This is a genomic window from Streptomyces luteosporeus (genome assembly GCF_039532865.1).
Classification (GTDB): Bacteria; Actinomycetota; Actinomycetes; order Streptomycetales; family Streptomycetaceae; genus Streptomyces; species Streptomyces luteosporeus.
Window position 1 is genome coordinate 1 of record NZ_BAAASL010000013.1, and the last position, 20601, is coordinate 20601.

Below are 20601 nucleotides of genomic sequence, written 5' to 3' on the forward strand. Positions count from 1 at the left end.
CCGGCCCGCCGCCGCCCGGCGGCCGCCGGGCGGGGCGCGGCCTGGGCCGTGCCGGCGAGCGCGGCGGTCGCGGCGAGCGCCGTCGCCCCGCCGATGAACCCTCTGCGCGTGCCTGCCGCCATGCCCCAGCCCCCTACCGCCGGTAACCCGTCATGTCCGGCGCGGAGCATAGGGGCGCCCCACGCACCCCGGAAGAGCGGTCGCGGCCCATGCGTGTCCTCCGGCGCACATTGGCGGGAAACCGCTGCCGTCCCGTGGGACGCTTGCCTCACCGGTCCCACACCCACGAGACGCCAAGGAGTGCGCGATGGCAGTCGAACCGCTCTCGAAGAAGGACGTGGAGGAACGGCTCCAGGAGCTGCCGGGCTGGTCGCTGGAGGGCGACCGGATCGCGCGCCGCTACTCCTTCGACGGGCACTTCCAGGCCGCGGCCATGGTGGTGCACATCGCCCAGATCCAGGAGGAGCTGAACCACCACTCCGACCTGACCCTCGGCTACAACACCGTCGCCCTGACGGTGAACACGCACAGCGTCGGCGGCAAGGTCACCGGCCTGGACGTGGAGCTCGCCCGCCGCATCGAGGCGGTCGCCGACGGGCACGGGGCACGCTGAAGCCGGCTCCCGGGCCGGCACGGTGCCGGCCCGGGAGCCGCCGGGTCATCGGGTCATCGGGTCATTGGGTCCGCCCGGTCATCGGGCCAGGAGGTCAGCTCCAGTCGAACTCGTCCGGGTTCGGGCCCAGACGGGTGCCGTTGTCGAGGCCGGCGATCGCCGCCATGTCCTCGTCGTCCAGCACGAAGCCGAAGACGTCGAAGTTCTCGCGGATGCGCGAGGGCGTCACCGACTTGGGGATGACGACGTTGCCCAGCTGCAGGTGCCAGCGCAGGACGACCTGGGCCGCGGACTTGCCGTGCTTGGCGCCGATGCGGGCGAGGACGGGCTCCTCCAGCAGGCCGCGGCCCTGGCCCAGCGGCGACCACGCCTCGGTGGCGATGCCGTGCCGCGCGTGCAGGGCGCGCAGCTCGGCCTGCGGGAAGTTCGGGTGCAGCTCGATCTGGTTGACCGCCGGGACCAGGTCGCTCTCGCCCAGCACCCGCTCGATGTTGGCGGGCTGGAAGTTGGACACGCCCACGGCGCGGGCACGGCCGCTGGCGGCGATCTCCGCGAAGGTACGCCAGATCGTCAGGTAGTCGTCGCGCATGGCGCGGGGCCAGTGGATGAGGTAGAGGTCCACGTAGTCCAGGCCGAGGCGGGCGAGGGAGGCGTCGAACTCGCGCAGGACGCTCTCGCGCGTCCAGGTCTCCTTCGCGCTGTTCCACAGCTTGGTGGTGACGAAGAGCTCGTCCCGGGCGATGCCCGAGGCGGCGAGGGCCTTGCCCGTACCCTCCTCGTTCTCGTACACGGCGGCCGTGTCGATGCTGCGGTAGCCGGCTTCGAGGGCGGTGGTCACCGCGGTGGTGGCCTCCTCGTCGGAGACCTGCCACACGCCGAAGCCGAGCTGAGGCATCTCGACGCCGTTGTTGAGGGTGATGCTGGGGACCTTGCTCACGAGCAGTCGTCCTTACGTACGGATGGAAGCACTTACTCCACGGGTCAACCTGTGGTCCGGTGGATGCATTCCCGGGGCGCAGCTGTCGCATGCGTCACTTTGTGTACAGAGCATCTATGTCGGCCGCATAGGCCCGCTCTATCGCCCTGCGTCTAAGCTTGCGCGTGGGGGTGAGCAGCCCCTGCTCCTCGCCGAACGGGGTGGCCAGGATGCGGAAGGCGCGGATGGACTCGGCCTGGGAGACCGCGGTGTTGGCCGCCACCACGGCGCGCCGGATCTCGGCCTCCAGCTCCGGATCGTTCACCAGTTCGGCCGGTGCGGGAGCCGTCCGGTGGAGCATCGCCAGCCAGTGCGCGACCCCCTCCGCGTCCAGCGTGACCAGCGCCGCCACGAACGGCCGGTCGTTGCCCACCACCAGGCACTGGCCCACCAGCGGGTGGGCGCGCACCCGCTCCTCCAGGAGCAGGGGCGAGACGCTCTTGCCGCCCGAGGTCACCAGGATCTCCTTCTTCCGCCCGGTGATCGTCAGATAGCCGTGCGCGTCGAGGCGGCCGACGTCGCCGGTGGCCAGCCAGCCGTCGCGCAGCACGGCGGCGGTCTCGCGCCGGTCGCCCAGATAGCCCGCGAACACCTGCCCGCCGCGCAGCCACACCTCCCCGTCGTCCGCGATGTGCACGCTCGTACCGGGCACCGGCAGACCCACCGTGCCGAACCGGGGACGCTCGGGAGGATTGGCCACCGCCGCCCCACTGGTCTCCGTCAGGCCGTACCCCTCCAGCACGGTGACGCCCGCGCCCGCGAAGAACAGCCCCAGCCGCCGCTCCATCGCCGAGCCCCCCGACATCGCGTAGCGCACCCGCCCGCCGAGCGCCTCCCGGATCCGGGCGTAGACCAGCCGGTCGAAGACCTGGTGCTGCACCCGCAGGGCGGTGCCGGGCCCGGGGCCGGTGCCGAAGGACTTCCCCTCCATCGCCTCGGCGTAGCGCACGGCGACATCGGCGGCCTTCTCGAACGGCCGGCCGCGGCCCTCCCGCTCGGCCTCCCGCCGCGCCGCGGCGTACAACCCCTCGAAGACGTAGGGCACCGCCGCCAGGAACGTCGGGCGGAACGCCCTGAGGTCCGGCAGCAGCGCGGCCGCCGACAACTGTGGCTGGTGGCCGAGCCGGATCCGCCCCCGGACGGCCGCCACCTGCACCATGCGGCCGAAGACGTGCGCCAGCGGCAGGAACAGCAAGGTGGCCGGCTCCTCGCCCGGCCGGCCCCGGAAGACCTGCTCGTAGCGGCGGACGATGGTGTCGGTCTCGGCCATGAGGTTGGCGTGGGTGAGCACGCAGCCGCGCGGGCGGCCGGTCGTGCCGGAGGTGTAGATGACCGTCGCCGGCGAGCCGGGCGTGACCGCCATGCGGTGCCGGTGCACGACCTCGTCGGCGATGCCCGCCCCCGCGGCGGTCAGCTCGCCGAGCGCGCCCGCGTCCAGCTGCCACAGCCGCGCCAGGCAGGGCAGCCGGTCGACGACCGAACCGATGGTCATCGCGTGGTCCTCGTGCTCCACGACGCACGCGGTGACCCGGGCGTCGTGCAGCATCCGGTGGACCTGCTCCGCCGAGGACGTGGGGTACATCGGCACGGGCTGGGCGCCGATCGTCCACAGCGCGAAGTCGAACAGCGTCCACTCGTAGCGGGTACGGGACATGATGGCCACCCGGTCGCCGAACCGGACGCCCTGGGCGAGCAGGCCCTTGGCCAGCGCCAGCACCTCGTCCCGGAAGGCGCCCGCGGTCACGTCGTGCCAGACGCCGTCCGTGCTGCGGCCGAGGGCCACCCGGTCCGGGTCCGCCGCGGCATGCTCGAAGACGACGTCCGCCAGCCCTCCGACGTGGGGCGCCGTCACCAGGGAAGGGACGGTGAACTCGCGCAACCTCTCGCTCCTCGGGACGCTCGCACAGCGCCGTGACCGTACCCGTTCCCGTCGCGGCCGGAACCCTTTCCGGCGGACCGTCTCGGCGCGGGGCCCGCCGTGAGCGGATCTGCACGAAATCTCTCCGGAATCCGTCGCACGTGTTCACTGTGCGCGGTGGTGTTCATGAGGTGGTGCTCATGGGGAGTGCAGACGGTCGCCGGCCGCCAGGATCGCGTCGGCGAGCGCCTCCGCGCTGCCGCGCACCGCGGCGTCGCGCCCCGTGCCGGCCCCGTGCAGCAGGACGACGTCGACGGGGCCGAGGTCCGGCAGGCCCGCGCGGGAGGGCACCGGGGCCAGACCGGGCGGGATCATGCCCTGCGCGTGGGCCATCACGCCCAGCCCGGCGCGGGCGGCGGCCACCAGCCCGTTGAGGCTGCCGCTGGTGCAGGACACCCGCCAGGCCCGGCCGTGCCGCCCGAGCACCTCCAGGGCCCGGGCGCGGGTGATCGCCGGCGGCGGGAAGACGACCAGCGGCAGGGGGCGGCGGGGGTCGGGGCGCAGCCCCTGCGCGCCGATCCACACCAGCCGGTCCCGCCAGACCAGGCGGCCGTGCGGCTCGCCCGGGTCGCGCTTGGCCAGCACCAGGTCCAGCCGGCCGGCCGCGAGCTGCTTGAGCAGCACGCCGGAGAGCCCGACCGTCAGCTCCAGGTCGACGTCGGGGTGCTCGCGGCGGAACGCCTCCAGCACCTCCGGCAGGCGGGTGAGCACGAAGTCCTCCGAGGCGCCGAACCTCAGCCGGCCGTGCAGCCGCGTACCGGAGAACCACTGCGCGGCCTTCTCGTGGGCCTCCAGGATCGTCCGGGCGAAGCCCAGCATCGCCTCGCCGTCCTCGGTGAGGGCCACGCCGTGGGTGTCGCGGGAGAACAGCTGCCGCCCGGCGGCCTCCTCCAGCCGGCGGATCTGCTGGCTGACCGTCGACTGACGTACCCCCAGGCGGCGGGCGGCCTGCGTGAAGCTGAGGGTCCGGGCCACCGCCAGGAAGGCCCGCAGCTGTACGGGATCGAACATGCTCCGTGAGCGTAGCCGCCCGGGCCTTGGTTATCGGGATTGGTGATAACAGTGAGTGGGGTGAACAGGGTTCCCGATGGGCCGGCGGGCAGGAAGGCTGAGGCCATGCCCCCTCTCCCGTCCTTGCCCCCCTTGCTGCGCCGTGTGCCGCTGGACCCTTACATAGCCGCCCTGCTCGGCACCGTGCTGCTCGCGGCGCTCCTGCCCGCCCGCGGGGCGGCCGCGAGTGCCGTCGACGGGATCTCGACCGGGGCCGTGGCCCTGCTGTTCTTCCTCTACGGCGCACGGCTGTCCACCCGCGAGGCCGTGGCGGGGCTGCGCCACTGGCGTCTGCACCTGACGGTCCTCGCCTGCACCTTCGCCGTCTTCCCCCTCCTCGGGCTCGCCGCCCGCGCTCTGGTGCCCCATGTGCTGACCCCCGGGCTGTACACCGGGCTGCTCTTCCTGTGCCTGGTGCCGTCCACCGTGCAGTCCTCCATCGCCTTCACCTCCGTGGCCCGCGGCAACGTGCCCGCCGCGATCTGCGCCGGTACGTACTCCACCCTGGTGGGCGTCGTGCTCACCCCGCTGCTGGCGGCCCTGCTGCTGGGCCGCAGCGGGGGTGGCGTCTCGGCGGACTCGCTGGTGTCCGTGGTGCTGCGGCTGCTCGTGCCCTTCGTGGCCGGCCAGCTCACCCGCCGCTGGCTCGCCGGACCGCTCGGCCGGCACCGGTCCGCGCTGGGACTGGTGGACCGTGGCTCGATCCTGCTCGTGGTGTACGCCGCGTTCAGCGCCGGCATGACGCGTGGCGTCTGGCACCAGGTGACGCCGTGGCAGCTGTGCGCCCTGGTGGTCGTCGAGGGTGCCCTGCTGGCGCTCATGCTCACCCTCACCACCCACGGCGCACGCCGGCTCGGCTTCCCACGGGGCGACCGCATCGCCCTGACCTTCGCCGGCTCCAAGAAGAGCCTCGCCGGCGGGCTGCCGATGGCCACCGTGCTGTTCGGGGCGCAGGCGAGCCTGGCGGTGCTGCCCCTGATGCTCTTCCACCAGATGCAGCTGATGGTCGGCGCCGTGCTCGCCAAGCACTTCGCCCGCCAGCAGGAGCGGCTGGAGCGCCCGGACCGGCCGGAGCGGCCGGAGCGCGAGTCGGAGCCGGAGCAGGGGCAGGACCGGTCAGCCGCGGCCGACCTGGTCCAGCGGCAGCCATAGCACCGCCTCCCGGCGGTCCGCGGCCGCGTTCCGCGCCCCCAGTGCCGTCACTTCGGCATCCGTCAGGGCCCGCGAGTACACCCGGACCTCGTCCAGAGCGCCCGTCAGGAACCCCCGGGCATCCGGCCGCTGGCCCAGGTGCACCCCGAACGGGGAGGTCCGGCTCACCGAACCCGGCACGCCCGGCACCGACTCCCGGCTCCCGTCGACGGTGAGCACCAGCAGCCTCCCGGTGCGGCGCAGGACGGCGTGGTGCCAGCGCCCGTCGCCGTACCCGCCGGCCGAGCGCACCGTCGCCGTGCGCGACGGCCCCGGCCCCGGCCCCTTCACCGTCGTCCGGCCGGTGACGCGCCCTGTTCCCGGCTCCGCGGACAGCACCACCTGGGGCGCTCCGCCCACCCCACCCATCCACAGCAGCGGCTGCTCGTCGTGCACCTCCCCCGCCCGGTAGCGGAACCACAGCGCCGCGGTGAAGTCCCGCTCGTCCAGCGGCAGCGACGGCCGGTACGGCACCCGCACGGCGTCGTCCTGCCCGTCGAACTCCAGGCCGCCGCCGAAACGCCCCCGCACCGCCCGTGCCCCGCCGAACACCTCCGCCCCCGCGGCACCCGCACCCCGGTCCGGGGTCGTGGGACCGGGCCCGCGCCGAGGGCCCAGCCACCGCTCGCCGACCAGGGCGAAGCGGATCTCCTGGCGGGCGTCCGCCTTCCCCGCCTCGTACAGCAGCCCGGCGCTGCCGTCGGTCGTGACGGTCATGTCCGAGTAGCCCGACCAGTCCGCGGTGACGCGCCGGCCGCGCTCCACGCCCTCCCAGGTGCGGCCCTCGTCGTAGGAGGAGCGCAGGGTCATGCTCCGGCGCCGGTCGGGGTCGGCGGGCAGCGACAGCAGCCACCGGCCGGGCCGCAGCGGCAGCACCGCCCCCTGCACCATGGGGGAGTAGAGCTCGGGCAGCGGCCGGAACGGCGCGGCGAAGCTCTCCCCGCCGTCACGGCTGACGGCCTCGTCGCGGTTGCCCAGCTCCGTACCGTCCTGCTCGCGCCCCTGGACGTAGACGGTGCCGTCGCCGCGCTCGGCCAACGTGAGCTCGGAGGGCTTTTGGCGGTACGTCCCGTCGGCGCCGACCGGGTGGGTGTCCACGGCGCCGAGCCGCCAATGCCGCCCGCCGTCGTCGCTCAGGGCGAGGGCCGCGTGATTGGCGCTGACGCGTTCCCCGTCGTGGCTCTCGGCGTTGAGGCCGATCAGCAGGCGGCCGCGGTGCGGCCCGTGCGCGAGCTGGATGCCGTGCCCGGGGCCGGTGGCGTACCAGGAGTTCCACTGCGGGGGCCGGATCCGCGCCGTCAGGTCCCGCGGTCGCGACCAGCCGAGCCCGTCGTCGTCGCTGTACTGCACATGGGGCGTCCGGTCGCAGGGCACCTCGCAGTTGCCCGCGTCGTCCCGGCCCTCGTTGTAGGTGCTGGTGAGCACGATCCGGCCGGTGGTCCGGTCGACGACGGGGGCGGGGTTGCCGTGGGTGTCCTCCTCGCCGGGGTCCACGATCTGCAGCGGACCCCAGGTGCGCCCCCCGTCGGTGGAGCGCTTGAGCACGATGTCGATGCCGGTGGCGTCACCGCAGTTGTCCTTCCTGCCTTCGGCGAAGGCGAGCAGGGTCCCCCGGTTGGTGGTCACCAGGGCGGGGATGCGATAGCAGGCGTAGCCCGGGTCCTGGTCGGCGCGGAAGAGCACGCGCTCCGTAAAGCCGGCCTCCTCGGGCGCGGACGGTCCGGACGGCCCGGACCGTCCGGACGGCGTGGCGCGCGAGGGGACGAGGGCTCCGGTCGGCGCCGGCCGGAGCAGGAGGAGCAGCAGGGCGGTGCACAGCGCCAGAGCCCGGGTACCGGAGGCGAGCCGGTCGGCGCAGTACGGAGGGAGGGGACGGTGGGGGAGACGGAAGCGGTACGGCCCCGTGCCGGGGAGCGGGCCGCCGGTGGGAGAGTGCGCCGTCACGGCCCGTCCCTTCGCGTCAGGGCCCTCGTGGGCCCCACGTGTCCGGTGGGCCACCGTATGCGGCGGATCTCCTCCCCTCAAGCACAACTCGCGGTGCTCACACCGGCCGCAGGACCACCTTGCCCCGGTTGGCGCGGCCCTCGATGATCTCGTGGGCCTTCGCCGCGTCCTCCAGCGGCAGCTCCGCGTGGACTCGGGGACGTATACGGCCGGTGGCGAACAGCTCCCACAACTCCTGCCGCCATCGCTCCATCAGCTGCGGCCGGTTCCGGGCGATCAGGGCCATCTGGAAGCCGATCACCGACTTGGCTCCCACCAGCAGGTCGTACGCCTCGACCGTGCCGCCGCCCGAGCTGTAGGCCACCAGCCGCCCGCCCGGGGCCAGGGCGGCGACCGCCGGTCCGAGGAGCTCGCCGCCCACGGCGTCGAGCACGATGTCGACGGGCTCGCCCCATGACTCCTGCTGGTAGGTGACGACCTCGTCGGCACCGAGCGAGCGGACGAAGTCCGCCTTGGCGGCGCTGCCCACCGCGGCCACCACCCGCCCGGCACCGTGGGCCCGGGCGAGCTGCATGGCCAGGTGCCCGGCCCCGCTCGCCGCCGCCGTCACCAGCACCGACTCGCCGGGCTGCGGCCTGGCCGCCTCCAGGGCGCCCCGCGCGACCAGCCCGCCCCGCACCAGCCCGATCGCGTCCACCGCGCTCGCGCCCGCCGGCACCGGCGAGGCCATGGCGGTGTGCAGGAGGGAGTAGTCGGCGTACGCGTCCCCGAAGCACAGCCCCGTGACCCGCTCGCCCACCGTGAAGCCCGTGACGTCCGGCCCCACGGCCACGACCTCCCCCGCCACTTCGCCGCCCAGGCCGCCGGGCAGCGGCAGCCCGCCCGCGCGCACCTTGCGGACCATCGGCAGCGTGACGCCGATCGCCTCGGTGCGCACCAGCAGCTCGCCGGTGCCGGGCACGGGCACCTCGGTCTCCTCCACTCGCAGCACCTCGGGCCCACCGTTCTCGTAATACCGCACACGACGCATGAGCGACGCACCCCTCCCATGAACAGGCACACCAGACCGATAGCCATTCGTTGGGGGCCCCAACGTTGGTAACCCCCACGATACTCGCCTTCATTGGGAAGTCCAATGGTTTCCGTTAGGCTCGTGCCATGGCAGACAAGGCTTCCCCCGCAGGAGTGACGGCCGCGCGGCCCGCGGCCGGGCCGGCCGCCCTCGCGCGGCTGCGCACCCTCCCCAGCTGGCTGCTCAACCGCGCCTCCGCCCGCGGCCGCCGGCTCGTCACCGACGCGCTCGCCGAGGACGGGATGCGCATGCAGCACCACGCCGTGCTCTGCGCCGTCGCCGACCTCGGCCCCGTCGCCCAGGCCGAGCTCGGCCGCACCACCGGCTTCGACCCCAAGGACATGGTCGGCATCCTCAACGACCTCCAGGCGCAGGAGCTGATCACCCGCAGCCCCGACCCCACCGACCGGCGCAAGAACGCCATCGCCCTCACCCCCGCCGGCCGGGACCGCCTCGCCCGCCTCGCCGAGCTCGGCGAGCAGGCCAACGAGGCCCTCCTCGCCGGCCTCACCCCCGCCGAGCGCGAGCTCTTCCTCGCGCTCCTCGCCCGCGTGGCCGACCAGGAGGGGAGCTGAAGGCGGGGGAGCCGCAGCCGGCAGTCCCCCGAAAGCCCGGACGGCGGTCCGCCGGATCTGGTGGGATGTCACCCGCAAGTGGGGCGGCGGAGGGGAGCCGCGGACGCGGCGGCGTGGCGGCGACCCGACGGCGCCCGCTGCCCTTACACAGGGCTCAAGCGGCGCAAACCGGCGGCGTGGACGCCCGGTGCGGTACGGCACGGCACCGGCGGGGCAGGCAGACGAGGACGAGGCGGACAAGCCACCAGTGGACCAGGGCGGAACGGGGTGTCGCGTGAACCTGCAGCAACTGCACTACACCTCGACCGCCACCACGAGCGCCGACGGATCCGGGTTCCGCTTCACCGCCGCCAGCCCCGAACTGCCCATCACCCTGCTCGGCGAGGCGGAGCACCTCATCGGCTACGAGCCCCCGGCCGATGCCCCCGAGTGCCCCTCCTCCGAGGAACTGGCCGCGTTTCCCGTGGCGTTCAGCCACAACCGCCTCTCCGACGGCAGCCGGCTGCTGTGCCGCACCGTGCGCACCGGGCCCGGGCGCGTCGGCCGCCACGGCAACTTCCACGCCCACGCCGTACGGTTGCCCGAGGGCGGCGGACTGCCCGGCGGGCTGCTGCCCATCGAGGCGTGGGAGTCGCCCTCCTGGTCGGACCGGACGCCCGACGGCGGGGTGCCCGAACCGCTCACCGCCGTCGTCCCGGCCCGGCTCATCGACAAGAAGGGCCTGCTGGACTTCGTCCGGGCCCGAGCCGAGCGCCTCGAACCCTTCCTGACGGACGTACGCACCCTCTTCCGCACCCCCGACGCCCAGCAGATCCTCGTCGTCGAGCGGGACAGCACTGCCATCGCCCACTGGATCGCCGTCGCCAGCGCCGTGCTGCCACGCGACCTCGCCGACCGGCTCACCTTCACCACCTACACCCGCCACCCCATGCTGGCCCGGCAGCAGATCGTCGGCATCTTCCCCGACGCCCGCTTCGAGTTCGTCTCCGCCGCCGCCCAGCACCGCTACCGCGTCCACGACTGCACCGGCGGCCCCTCCAGCCCCGCCCGCGCCGAACGCGACCTGTGGGCCGCCGTCGCCGCACGCATCTGGCTCGCCGGCCGCCCCGCCCTGTTCGCCGAGGCCACCCGCCGCACCGCCGCCCCCGCCTTCGGCGCCGGCCGCGGCGCCGCCGAAGAGGCCGACCGGCTCGCCGCCCTCGCCGCCCGCGAGGGCATCCCCCTCGACTCGAACGGCCGTACGGCCGCCGCGCGGTGGGCCCGCACCCACAAGCCCGGCGACAGCCTCGACACCACCGTGCGGACACGGCTGCTGGCCACCGTCGCCGCCGGCGGCACCGAGCGCACCCCCGAGGAATGGACCGTCCTGGCCTCGCTCGCCGACGAACTGTGCGCACCCGGCACCCGCACGGCCGTCGCCCCCCTCAAGCGCGACCTGCGCACCGAGCTCCAGCGCGCCGCCGAAACCTCCGACACGCCCCTCGTCCGCTTCCTGACCCTGCTGCGCCTGGCCGAGGCCCTGCGCGTCGACCACAGCCCGGTCATGCCCGTGCTCACCGCCCGCCTGACCACCGCCCTGCTCAACGAGGCGTCCCCCGACCACAAGGTCGTCCGCGCGGCCATCGACGCCCACCCGCGGCTGCGCACCGCCGTCCTCGACTCCCTCGACCACACCGCCGCCACCGACGACCCGCGCCCCATCGCCCGCCTGCTCGCCGCGGAGCTGCCCGGCGCCGACCTCGCCGGCCGGCCCCACCTGAGCATGGCCGCCGCCATGGCCGCGGCCCTCCCGCCGTACGCGGGACCCGGCGGCGCCGACGATCCGGAGGAGGACCGCCCCGCCCTCCTGCACGTCCTGATGAAGACCGCCGGCCCCGACCACCAGGACGCCCCCTCCGTCCTGCGCACGGCCTTCCGCCTGGTGTGGGGCGACGCGCCCCTGACCACCACGGAAGCCGACGCCCTCCTCGACGGCATCCCGCCCGGCGCCCACCACGCGGCCGGCCTGGAGGAGCCCTTCATGCGGGCCGCCCTCACCAGCGGCCCCCACGACCCGGTCGCCCCCGCCCTCGCCGGGAAGCTGCTGCGCGGCGCCCTCGCCGGCGGCGCCGAACTCGACCCCCGCCGCCGCGCCGCCCTGCTCCTGCTCGAACAGGCCGGCGCCCTCGCCCGCGGCGAGGCCGTGCCCGGCTGCACCGCCCGCGTGGTCGCCCTGCGCCGCCAGGCCCGGCCGCTGGAGGCCGGCATCGACGAGCGGCTGTGCGACGCCCTCGCCCGGCACCTGCTGTCCATGGACCCGCCCCCGGCCCCCACCGAACTGCCCGACCTCGTCCACTCCGAGGACGAGCACCTCCTCGCCGCGTACGCCGACGAAGCCCGCGGCGAACGGGTACGCGAACTGCTGCACCGCACCCCCACCTACGCCGCCGTGTGCTTCGTCGCCTGGCACACCGCGCCCGACCTCAGCCCGGTCTGGGACGAGATCCGCACCGACCTGCTGTCGGGCGTGCTGCGGCCCGAGGTGCGCCGGATGACGACCGAGGAGATCGAGGAGATCCGCCGCTGTTTGCGGCAGGTCGGCGGCCAATGGGCCGAGATCTTCCACGAGTGGGACCGCTTCGGCGTGCTCGGCCGCCTCGGCGGCCGCTGGCGCACGACGCGCGGCCCGCGCCCCTAGGTTCACCACGGCGCCCCATCAGGGGCGCGGGGAACTGCGCGACAAGCCGCGACGCGCCCGCAGACGGAGTGCCGTGCTGCGCCCGGGCCCCCGGGGTGGCGCGTCGGCTGCGGGCCGTCGGTGGCCGGTCGCGCCCACGCGGCGGCAGCCGCAGATCGACACTGCCCCGCGCCCCTTGCGGGGCGCTGTCCTAGTCCAGCACCACGCGCTCCGCGCCGGCGTAGACGTTCATCGACGCGCCGCGCAGGAAGCCGATCAGCGTCATCCCGCTCTCCACGGCCAGGTCGACGGCCAGCGAGGACGGCGCCGAGACCGCCGCCAGCACCGGGATGCCGGCCATCACGGCCTTTTGCACCAGCTCGAAGGAGGCGCGCCCGGAGACCAGCAGCACGCTGCCCGCCAGCGGCAACAGCCCCTCGCGCAGGGCGTGCCCCACGAGCTTGTCGACGGCGTTGTGCCGGCCCACGTCCTCGCGCACGTCCAGCAGCTCCCCGGCCGCGGTGAACAGGGCCGCCGCGTGCAGACCGCCGGTGCGGTCGAAGACGCGCTGCGCCGCGCGCAGCCGGTCCGGCAGCTCGGCCAGCAGCGCGGGTTCCAGCCGCAGCGGCCCGCCGGGTCCGTCCCCGACCGGCCAGCGGGCGGTGGTGCGCACCGCCTCCAGGCTCGCCTTCCCGCACAGGCCGCAGGAGGACGTCGTGTAGACGTTGCGCTCCAGCGTGACGTCCGGCACGGGCACGCCGGGCGCGAGCCGGACGTCCACCACGTTGTAGGTGTTGCCGCCGTCGGCCGTGGCCCCCGCGCAGTAGACGATGTTCGCCAGCTCCTCGGCACTGCCGAGGACGCCCTCGCTCACCAGGAAGCCCGCGGCCAGGTCGAAGTCGTCGCCGGGCGTGCGCATGGTGATGGCCAGCGGCCTGCCGCCCACGCGGATCTCCAGCGGCTCCTCGGCCACGAGCGTGTCCGCCCGCGTTCCGGCGACCCCCTCGCGCACGCGGACGACGCGGCGGCGTGCGGTGACCCGACCCATCCAGAACCAACCCCTCACGTGACAGTGCCCGCCCGCACGCTCTCATGCCTTTCGCCCCACCGAGGACGCCCCCGTGGCCCGCCCGCCCCCACTTGTCCGCCATTGCCCCGTATGGGGCGGCGAAAGCCCTGGTCAAAGGCACTCCGAAACCTTGATAGAGTTATCCATGTCGCCGCGGGGAACACCGCGGAGGACAGACACCTTGTCCGGGTGGCGGAATGGCAGACGCGCTAGCTTGAGGTGCTAGTGCCCTTTATCGGGCGTGGGGGTTCAAGTCCCCCCTCGGACACCAGCAAGATCAGACGAAACCCCTGCTCAGCGGGGGTTTTGCTGTTTGTCCGTGACTGGCTCAGCGGTCAGCGTGACCAGTAGCGTAACCAGTACGTTTTTAAACTTTCTGCGACCGGCGGCGTGACCAACCACGTGACCAGACCGGACGCACTCTTGCTCAGGGCGCCAGCACCGGCAGGCTGCTCGGGTCGCCCGGAGCCCGCCCCGCGAGCCCGGTCCGACGACAGGCCGGAACGGCTCCGGCAAGGCCGATCCTGTTGGCGGTGGAGGCCGCCAGCTTCTTGGTGTTGTCGGCACGCCTCTGGCCGTAGTACTTCATCGTGAACCCAGGCCCCGAACGGTGACGGGCGTTCGCGGAGACCTCGACGGGGTTCTCCTTGTTCTCCAGGTCGTTCGTGATCTTGGTTCGGCGCCAGCCTTGCAGGCTGAAGGCTTCATGCAAGGCCTGGCGGCTCCGCACGGTGCGCCAGCGGGCCGAGACCTTTTCGGGGTCTTGGGGGCCTCCAGCGTTGCTCTGCTTGAACAGCTTGTAGCTGTCACGTGCGAAGACGAGGTCGTGATCAACCCACAGGTCCGCCAACACCTCCTTCTCGTACTGCTGACGCTCCCACTGCCACCACAGGACGTCCATCAGGGCCCGGTCCACGTAGATGACCGCGTCGTCTTCTCCGTCCTTCGTCAGCTTTCTGAGCAGGAAGGCGTTGCCCTCCTCGATGACGACCCACCCGAGCGTGATGGAACATTCGTCCCAGTTGATCAGGTCCCACATCCACCCCAGCACCTCGCTGCGGCGGCACCCGGTGGCCGCGTACGACGTCCACAGAGGAGCGTCTCTGAGGCAGTGGTGCGTCAGCCCACCGTCACACCTCCGGTTGCCGCACGGCGTCCAGATGTCGCTGAGAATCCGCTTCGTCTCCGCGTCGGTCAGGGTCGGACGATCGGGCTCAACAGCCCTGATCTGCCGTTCGGTCGGCGGCTGCGCATAGTGAGCAGGGTTGAAGGTAAGCAGCCTCGTAGGGCCGGTCACCGTGTCCAACGCCGCGGAGATGATGTTATGGACATGCAGGACCGTCTTCGGCCCGAGCGGCTTGCCGTGGTTCGTGCGGCACGGGTTGGTTTCAAGCTGCCGGTACAAGGCGTCCAGCAGCTTGTCTGTCACCTCCACGACCAACACATCCCCGATGTGCGGCTTGATGTGCAGGTGCACCTTGGGTTCGTAGCCTGAGGTCGTGGTGCCCTCGCCTCGGTGGTTCTTAAGCCAGCGGTCGAGAAGTGCGCCCAGTGTCAGGTCGGCATCCTCGTGTTTGGCCTCTGCTTCGGCCGCAGCCTTGGCCTCCTCCTTCTTCTCCTCTTCATGCCGCTCGATCTCTTCTTCGTGCTTGGTCAGCCAGTCCCGCAGAGCCTTGGCGGCTGCGGTCTTGGTCAGGTAGTCACGGCCTATCCAAGGCCGGACCTACGAGATCCACATTCACGAGGCCAAGAGCGAGTCGACAACTCAGGCAGTGCTGCGGGCCATGCAGTACGCGGAGGTGATGTACGGCATGTAATCGACAACGATGATGATCGAGGAGGCGGGCGCTCGCGAGGCGGCTATCGGCGTCGGAGCCCTCAACCCGGCTCTGATCACAATCGAAAACGGGCCCTAACCCAGCGCGCTAGCGCCCAGTTGCGTGACGCCGGCGACGGCCTGGACGCCCGCGGCGACGGCCTGGACGCCCTGCGAGGCAGCGTTGGCGACCTGGCTGAGGCCCTGGTCGGCTACATCGACGACGGGGATGGCTTGGGCTGGTGTGGCCAGTGTGATGCCTGCCAAGGCGAGGACGGCGATTGTTGCAGCAGTGGTGCTGACGCGACGGATCTTGCTCATGGCGGACCTCCCGGGTAGGTCTCGGCGGCCGTTACCGCACAGGTCAGCAAGGAAGCTTCCCGGCCTGCCGGGGCAGGCATGCACGCACCACCCCTACGGGGGAGCGTGGACATTTATGAGGGCGCTCGCCACAACTCCTTTACGCCGATGGGTTGTTGTCGTTGCGATTGATCGACAAGGAGGCATCTCTTGCCCATTCCGGCAACACGCGATCAGGTGGTTGAGGACCGTCCTCACCCGATGCCGATCCCGCCTCACCCGATGGCGTGGGGGCACACCTACGTGTCGATCACGGGAAGCGACGGTGAGGGGGAGGAAATCCCCCTCACCTCCTTCACCGACCGGCGATGGCCTGGAATCCTGCTCCAGGCCGGTGCCACCGGCCTGGACACGCCACCTTTCGAGCTGCACGCCGATAGCAGCCCGAACCTCGATGGTTCTATGTTCCGGTCTGCCCGCGTGGCAGCTCGTGAAGTGATGCTGCCGGTCTACCTATACAGCGTGGACCGGCGCTCTCTCAAAGAACTCAAACGCAAGCTGATTTCTGCACTAAACCCCGCACGTGGGTACTGCGTGCTGAAGTTCATCGAAGCGGACTCGCAGGTCCGTAAGCTCTACTGCTACTACAAGGCCGGAATGGAGGGAAACGAGGCCGCAGACACCGCGGGATTCCGGTGGATCAAGTACGGCATCCAGCTGACGGCTTTCGACCCCTACTTCTATGCCGACGACCTCCTCGTTGCCGAGTGGCAGTTCAACCGGAGCCAAGGACTCCTGCGCAAGGACGCAGGCCTCTTCCCCATCCGCCTGAGCCGCGGAGTCCTGGCGGATCAGGCGATACCGGTCGTCAACCCAGGCGAGGTCGAAGCCTGGCCGGTGTGGGAAATCCAGGGTCCGGTACGTGGCTTCACCTTCACCAGCCCCGAAGGGGCGTCCTTCGGGATCAACGTGCCGGCCGGGGAAGCCGACGCCGTACCGGCCGCGTGCTGACGGTGGACACCCGGCCCGGCCGCAAGACCCTGGCCGACGATCAGGGAAAGAACTACTGGCCGCTTCTCGACTCGAATCCTGCTCTCTGGCCGGTCGAGCCCGGGAAGAGCTCCATCGGTGTACGGCTTACGGCAGGAAATGGGCCCGCATCACTCCGGCTTACTCTCCGCCCACGATTCGAAAGCTACTGACATGAGATGCATTTGGGATATCGCGTGGAGGCCCGGGACAAGGACCTGAACCGAATAGGGGAAATTGGCACGTGGATCAAAATGGATCTCGTCATCCGGTACTGTCAGCAGGGTACTTGGCGGATTCTCGTGAGGGACCGCACTCCCCAAGCGCAGCTCTTGCAGCGCGGTGGTGGAATCATCGTCTGGCAAGACGGAGTCGACTTCCCGATCTTCACAGGTCAGATCGAGTTCTTCCAGCGGTACTGGACGGTTGAGCAGCATACCGGTGCGGGCAGTGTTTTCGCCAGCGGTAAGTGCGACAACAAACTTGCCTACGGCCGGCTCGCTTTCCCCGATCCGTCCAAGCCGGTCGGGCAGCAATACCAGGCGAAGGACAGCCGTGGGGCGAGCGGCCCGGCTGGCCAGGCCCTGTGGTGGGAGCTCGACCATGCCATCGGCTCGAAGGCCCTGGCGGACCGGCAGGTTACTGGCGTCGACGTCGGCGCCAACCCTCTGGTCGGTGACGCGGTCGCTGACAGCCTCCGCTTCGATGTGCTCGGCACCAAGCTCGAAGAGTGGTGCAAGGCCAAGAACGTGGGCTACCGCTTCGTCCACGACCCGGACCGCAAGCGCATCGTCCTGGACTCTTCACACCGAGGGACAGGAGCAAGACCGTGCGCTTCGCCCCCGAGCTGGGAAACCTGCGCGAGTACACCTGGACGCTGACGGCCCCACGCGTCACCCGGGCCATCGTCGCCTGCCATGGAGTACCGGGGCGCCATGGCAAACCTCGTGCAGCTTCAGGCCATGTGTTGGCCGGGCAGCGGTTCTACACACGCCAGCATCTACTACCACAACAACCAGACGGTTTCCGAAGGCATGGACGTGCTCCGCACGTTCCCCGGGCGCACCACGATCTTCTTCTCCGGCACCTACGAGACCAACGTCTTCAGCGAGTAAGGGGGACCAGTTTGACGCGAAACCTTTTCGGCGGCACCACCTCCGACGTTGCAGAAGACATCGACGGCCGGCGCGTGCCGGGCGCGGTCGGCACCGTCTGGGACGGCCCTTCCTACGGCGCACGGCAGATCACCGACCTCACCGATGCAGACGGCGCACCGATCATTCAGCCGACGTCCGCGGCTTCATCCCGCCCTTCTACGGCCCGCCCGACGACAGCGAGCGCCTATGGGTCGATTTCGGGGTGGGCAGGGTGGCCCTGGTCTCCGTGACCGTGGGGGACCGCCTGCGCAAGCACGTCACCGCCGCGGATCCCCACCAGTCCCGTGCGTACACCGACGAACGCCTAGCCGCCTACCTGCCCGCTCGAGGCGGCGAGGTGCAAAGCCCGGCCGGGGACAGCTGGCTCTCCGCCGTCGTACCGGACGACCCCACGGGCAACATGCTCCGGCTCCGGGGCGCTGACGGATCCGAACGCACCCGCCTGCGGAACTCCGGTGCCCTCTACCTCGACGTTGCCGGCAAGACGCCGCCACTGTGTATCGGCGCACCCGGATTCGGGACGCAGACCGTGATCAACGTCAGCTCCGGACCTGCCAGCCCCGCCGGCGACGGTGCGGTCTTCCAGGTCAAGGGCGACGGCTCAGTTCATCAGCAGCGGCACCATCACCGCGGCGAATGTCGGCACAGCCCGGCTCTTCGCTGGACCCCTGCCGCCGGCTGCCCCGCGCGCGGGGGACGTGTGGGTGAAAAATATGGCTAATCAGCTGCTCATCTTCGACGGCAAGACCTGGCTTGACCGGACCCCCCAAGCCTTCGACGGAACCTCGTGGCGCCCGGTGCCGCCCCTGTACTGGGATGGTGCCGAGTGGCGCAGCGAGGCGCGGCCGCCGCGCGAGTTCCCGTCCCACTCCACGAGCATTTCAGCGATCACCGGCGGCGACTTGGCGGAGCTGTCGATCCCGCCGGACGTGCGCACCAACGACATCCTGGTGTCAATCTGCGCCCACATGGGAGGCGAGGCCCGGTACCCGCGGCTGCTGTCGCCGGCCGGTGTGGTGCCCACCGTATACACCCTGCGATCCGGCATCCGTTTCACGTCGCCGTGTGGCCGTGGGAGCCCTCGCGCGGACGGTCGACCGTGTGGGACATCACGGGGAGCTCCGCGACCGCCGTGATGAACCTCGTCTACCGCGGCGGAGACCCGTCCACCACGTCGTTGACGCCGGTTGTCGGCATCACCGAGTACCACCAGGTGAACGCTGTCCCTCTGGGCGCGGCGCAGGATTACACGACGCTGTACACGGTGCTGGCCGTCTCCGACGCGCTGACCGGTGCGGCCTGGCCCGACGGGGTGATCCCGCGGGCGCAGCGGCTGGGCGCCTTCGGAACGCAGCAGATCAGTCTTCTGACCGCCGACACCCCCGGAGCAGGCGCCTTCCCTGGGGCGGTACGCCTGGATACGACCGTCGAGACCGCCGCAGTCGCGGTCATCACGGTCCCCGGCCGCAGCGACGGCCGGCCGACCTGGATTCTTGGTGACGACCGCGCCTCTGTACTTGGCACGACGACCTACTTGGAGTGATATGGCAGCACCCCGCATCGAACCCTGGGCCCAGCGCGAGGTCGTCACCGCCCGCAAGCTCAACGCCCAGATTCGCGATCCCCAGCAGTACCTGGCCGACAAGCCCCGGCTCTCGTGCCGCGGAGCGGCAGCCGGCCAAACGATCAGCCGCGGCTCCTCCACCTTCATCAAGTGGGCCACCGCCGAAACCAACACCTTCACTGCCGATGCCGACCGCCGGTGGTTCACCGTCCCCGACACCGGGGTCTACGTCCTGACGGGCAGCGTGAGCGTGAAGTCTGGCTCCCCCAGTCCTCCGGGGACGGCGTGATCATCTACCTGTACCGCCGCACCTCGAGCGGCACCGTCAGCGTGGCAACAGTGCGGGAGATCGTCCAGCAGTCCGCTGCCGTCCAGATCGTCTCGGCCGCCACCATCACCCACTTGGCTGCCGAGGACAGCATCGCGGTGGCCGTCTACCTCGAGGCAGGCGTACCGAGCCCTACGTACGCGGTGCAGCCGGCGAGTGGGAAGGCGTTTTCGGAGCGTGGATGGCCGCCCCGGCGTTGTCGTTCTCCGCAGCACCCACCCCCTTTACTCCAGCCGGTGACTGGCACGATGGGGAAACGGTCACCCCAGCCATCATGCAGGCGCGCATCAGCGACCCGGTCAAGGCCTTGTACAACCCGCCGCGGTTTACCGTGAGGGCGACACTGCCGTTCAGCGCGGCCTCGAATCAGACCGTACGCGTCGGCTGGTCCGCGGCAGGCTTCGAAGAGTCCGGCGGATGGACCCTCAGCCGGGATGGCAAGGTCCTCACCGCGCCCGCATCCGGTGTGTACCTCGTGGCGGTCTGCCTGGCCCTCCAGCGCGACGGCCCGCCCGGCGCTTTCGGCTCCTATCAGGTGAACGTCGTCCGCAATGGCGCTCTGCTCTCCCTGCGCCAGCGGCAGAACACCCGCTCCACCTACCCGGCCGGCATCAGCGGCATCGATCTTGTTTTTCTCGCCAAGGGCGACACCCTCTCCATCGACGTCCTGGGCACCGGGACGGGACTGACGTGGCAGGGCTTCGGCAGCGACATCCGCGAGGAGCGCTGGAACTGCTTCGGCGCTGTGCTGCTCGCACCGGGCGCCTCGAGCATGAGGGGGTGAGCGTGGACTTTCCTTCCTGGAATCCCCGCGACCTGGTCGATGCCGCGACGATGAACACCCGTGTTCGGGACGTGCAGCAGCTGCTCGCGAATCCGGTACGTCTTGCCGTGCAGGGAGTCAGCTCGGTCACCAGCGTCCCTGACAACGGCACCTTCAAGACCCTCAAGTGGGACGTCGCGGACTGGGTGGGCGCCTGGTCCTCCCGTCGGTGGGGAGGCGTACACCGTGCCTGTTACCGGCAGTTACTTCCTCGGCGCCGACTTCACCGCCCTGTCGCCGGCGGACACCAGCAAGCGCCCAGCGATACGGCTGATCGCCATGAGCCAAAGCGACCGCGGAGAGAGGAGTTGCTGCGGTCGTACAACTCGCTGATCGTGCCCACCACGTACGTGACCTGTTCCCTGCGCGGACTTGCCTACGTCGAGAAGGGCAGTCGCCTTTCCCTTCGCGTGGGCGCAGTGCCGACCACAGGCGAATGGGAGGTCTCCGCAGGCTCACGCAGCAGTGCCCAGCTGAACCGGTTCTCTGCCGTCCTCGTGGACGCGCGGAACAGATAGGA

General features: G+C 71.4%; 21 protein-coding genes and 1 tRNA gene. 13 read left to right on the forward strand and 9 right to left on the reverse strand.

All coding sequences use genetic code 11. The features are described from left to right. Positions 1-307 precede the first annotated feature (307 nt). Entirely contained in the window at positions 308-613 is a 306-nt protein-coding gene (locus ABD361_RS18260; protein WP_344436455.1) for a 4a-hydroxytetrahydrobiopterin dehydratase, read from the forward strand. Between the two features lie 94 nt (positions 614-707). Here the strand turns inward: ABD361_RS18260 and ABD361_RS18265 are convergent, their stop codons facing one another. From ABD361_RS18265 to ABD361_RS18275, 3 genes are all read right to left on the reverse strand, one after another. After that, entirely contained in the window at positions 708-1550 is an 843-nt protein-coding gene (locus ABD361_RS18265; protein ID WP_344436456.1) for an aldo/keto reductase, read from the reverse strand. A 94-nt stretch (positions 1551-1644) separates the two neighbouring features. After that, entirely contained in the window at positions 1645-3468 is a 1824-nt protein-coding gene (locus ABD361_RS18270) for an AMP-dependent synthetase/ligase (RefSeq protein WP_344436458.1), read from the reverse strand. Between the two features lie 177 nt (positions 3469-3645). Next, complete coding sequence (locus ABD361_RS18275; RefSeq protein ID WP_344436459.1) at positions 3646-4518, reverse strand: LysR family transcriptional regulator; 873 nt, start codon at positions 4516-4518, stop codon at positions 3646-3648. Between the two features lie 105 nt (positions 4519-4623). On the opposite strand from ABD361_RS18275, the gene ABD361_RS18280 reads away from it, so the two are divergent. Next, entirely contained in the window at positions 4624-5709 is a 1086-nt protein-coding gene (locus ABD361_RS18280; RefSeq protein ID WP_344436460.1) for a bile acid:sodium symporter family protein, read from the forward strand. On the opposite strand, the gene ABD361_RS18285 is transcribed toward ABD361_RS18280, so the two are convergent. Further along, positions 5674-7566, reverse strand: coding sequence for an exo-alpha-sialidase (locus ABD361_RS18285; RefSeq protein WP_425583251.1), 1893 nt, complete (start codon positions 7564-7566; stop codon positions 5674-5676). The two genes, ABD361_RS18280 and ABD361_RS18285, sit on opposite strands and share 36 nt — an antisense overlap. A 223-nt stretch (positions 7567-7789) precedes the next feature. Continuing rightward, entirely contained in the window at positions 7790-8722 is a 933-nt protein-coding gene (locus ABD361_RS18290; protein WP_344436461.1) for a quinone oxidoreductase family protein, read from the reverse strand. Between the two features lie 128 nt (positions 8723-8850). Here ABD361_RS18290 and ABD361_RS18295 point away from each other — a divergent pair, with 128 nt between their 5' ends. Beyond that, positions 8851-9339: a MarR family winged helix-turn-helix transcriptional regulator gene (locus tag ABD361_RS18295; RefSeq protein ID WP_344436463.1), complete on the forward strand. Its 489-nt coding sequence runs from the start codon at positions 8851-8853 to the stop codon at positions 9337-9339. 274 nt (positions 9340-9613) lie between these two features. Then, positions 9614-12016, forward strand: a complete 2403-nt coding sequence (locus tag ABD361_RS18300; protein WP_344436464.1) for a GTPase-associated protein 1-related protein — start codon at positions 9614-9616, stop codon at positions 12014-12016. A 190-nt stretch (positions 12017-12206) separates the two neighbouring features. On the opposite strand, the gene fdhD is transcribed toward ABD361_RS18300, so the two are convergent. Continuing rightward, the gene (gene fdhD, locus ABD361_RS18305; protein WP_344436465.1) at positions 12207-13043 is read right to left on the reverse strand and encodes a formate dehydrogenase accessory sulfurtransferase FdhD; all 837 of its coding nucleotides are present in this window, start codon (positions 13041-13043) and stop codon (positions 12207-12209) included. Positions 13044-13247: 204 nt separating this feature from the next. On the opposite strand from fdhD, the gene ABD361_RS18310 reads away from it, so the two are divergent. Continuing rightward, positions 13248-13335, forward strand: a tRNA-Leu gene (locus ABD361_RS18310). A 156-nt stretch (positions 13336-13491) separates the two neighbouring features. On the opposite strand, the gene ABD361_RS18315 is transcribed toward ABD361_RS18310, so the two are convergent. Next, complete coding sequence (locus ABD361_RS18315) at positions 13492-14541, reverse strand: hypothetical protein (RefSeq protein WP_344436466.1); 1050 nt, start codon at positions 14539-14541, stop codon at positions 13492-13494. A 435-nt stretch (positions 14542-14976) separates the two neighbouring features. Next, positions 14977-15201, reverse strand: a complete 225-nt coding sequence (locus ABD361_RS18320; RefSeq protein ID WP_344436467.1) for a hypothetical protein — start codon at positions 15199-15201, stop codon at positions 14977-14979. Between the two features lie 189 nt (positions 15202-15390). On the opposite strand from ABD361_RS18320, the gene ABD361_RS18325 reads away from it, so the two are divergent. From ABD361_RS18325 to ABD361_RS18350, 6 genes are all read left to right on the forward strand, one after another. Further along, positions 15391-16191, forward strand: coding sequence for a phage tail family protein (locus ABD361_RS18325; RefSeq protein ID WP_344436468.1), 801 nt, complete (start codon positions 15391-15393; stop codon positions 16189-16191). Positions 16192-16406: 215 nt separating this feature from the next. After that, positions 16407-17090 carry a Gp37-like protein gene (locus ABD361_RS18330; protein WP_344436469.1) on the forward strand — a complete coding sequence of 228 codons (684 nt, stop codon included), beginning with the start codon at positions 16407-16409 and terminating at the stop codon, positions 17088-17090. Positions 17091-17171: 81 nt separating this feature from the next. After that, positions 17172-17324: a hypothetical protein gene (locus tag ABD361_RS18335; protein WP_344436470.1), complete on the forward strand. Its 153-nt coding sequence runs from the start codon at positions 17172-17174 to the stop codon at positions 17322-17324. 253 nt (positions 17325-17577) lie between these two features. Beyond that, positions 17578-18087, forward strand: coding sequence for a hypothetical protein (locus tag ABD361_RS18340; protein ID WP_344436471.1), 510 nt, complete (start codon positions 17578-17580; stop codon positions 18085-18087). Positions 18088-18498: 411 nt separating this feature from the next. Continuing rightward, positions 18499-18909, forward strand: coding sequence for a hypothetical protein (locus tag ABD361_RS18345; RefSeq protein WP_344436472.1), 411 nt, complete (start codon positions 18499-18501; stop codon positions 18907-18909). 1 nt (position 18910) lies between these two features. Next, a complete protein-coding gene (locus tag ABD361_RS18350) occupies positions 18911-19219 on the forward strand; it encodes a hypothetical protein (RefSeq protein WP_344436473.1) in 309 nt (102 codons plus the stop codon). A 4-nt stretch (positions 19220-19223) separates the two neighbouring features. Here the strand turns inward: ABD361_RS18350 and ABD361_RS18355 are convergent, their stop codons facing one another. After that, positions 19224-19352, reverse strand: coding sequence for a hypothetical protein (locus ABD361_RS18355; protein ID WP_344436474.1), 129 nt, complete (start codon positions 19350-19352; stop codon positions 19224-19226). Positions 19353-19439: 87 nt separating this feature from the next. On the opposite strand from ABD361_RS18355, the gene ABD361_RS18360 reads away from it, so the two are divergent. Together ABD361_RS18360 and ABD361_RS18365 are read left to right on the forward strand one after the other, a co-directional pair. Next, complete coding sequence (locus tag ABD361_RS18360; protein WP_344436475.1) at positions 19440-20042, forward strand: hypothetical protein; 603 nt, start codon at positions 19440-19442, stop codon at positions 20040-20042. After that, positions 20039-20599 (forward strand): hypothetical protein, encoded by a 561-nt coding sequence (locus ABD361_RS18365; protein WP_344436476.1) that lies wholly within the window; start codon positions 20039-20041, stop codon positions 20597-20599. The genes ABD361_RS18360 and ABD361_RS18365 overlap by 4 nt, the downstream gene beginning before the upstream one ends. Positions 20600-20601: the final 2 nt, after the last annotated feature.

Excerpts from the sequence above, each read along its gene's own strand:
- ABD361_RS18260 (WP_344436455.1), top strand. The coding sequence starts at position 308 with ATGGCAGTCGAACCGCTCTCGAAGAAGGACGTGGAGGAACGGCTCCAG.
- ABD361_RS18275 (WP_344436459.1), bottom strand. The coding sequence starts at position 4,518 with ATGTTCGATCCCGTACAGCTGCGGGCCTTCCTGGCGGTGGCCCGGACC.
- ABD361_RS18280 (WP_344436460.1), top strand. The coding sequence starts at position 4,624 with ATGCCCCCTCTCCCGTCCTTGCCCCCCTTGCTGCGCCGTGTGCCGCTG.
- ABD361_RS18290 (WP_344436461.1), bottom strand. The coding sequence starts at position 8,722 with ATGCGTCGTGTGCGGTATTACGAGAACGGTGGGCCCGAGGTGCTGCGA.
- ABD361_RS18295 (WP_344436463.1), top strand. The coding sequence starts at position 8,851 with ATGGCAGACAAGGCTTCCCCCGCAGGAGTGACGGCCGCGCGGCCCGCG.
- fdhD (WP_344436465.1), bottom strand. The coding sequence starts at position 13,043 with ATGGGTCGGGTCACCGCACGCCGCCGCGTCGTCCGCGTGCGCGAGGGG.
- ABD361_RS18320 (WP_344436467.1), bottom strand. The coding sequence starts at position 15,201 with ATGAGCAAGATCCGTCGCGTCAGCACCACTGCTGCAACAATCGCCGTC.
- ABD361_RS18335 (WP_344436470.1), top strand. The coding sequence starts at position 17,172 with ATGTGTTGGCCGGGCAGCGGTTCTACACACGCCAGCATCTACTACCAC.
- ABD361_RS18350 (WP_344436473.1), top strand. The coding sequence starts at position 18,911 with ATGGCAGCACCCCGCATCGAACCCTGGGCCCAGCGCGAGGTCGTCACC.
- ABD361_RS18355 (WP_344436474.1), bottom strand. The coding sequence starts at position 19,352 with ATGCTGTCCTCGGCAGCCAAGTGGGTGATGGTGGCGGCCGAGACGATC.
- ABD361_RS18360 (WP_344436475.1), top strand. The coding sequence starts at position 19,440 with ATGGCCGCCCCGGCGTTGTCGTTCTCCGCAGCACCCACCCCCTTTACT.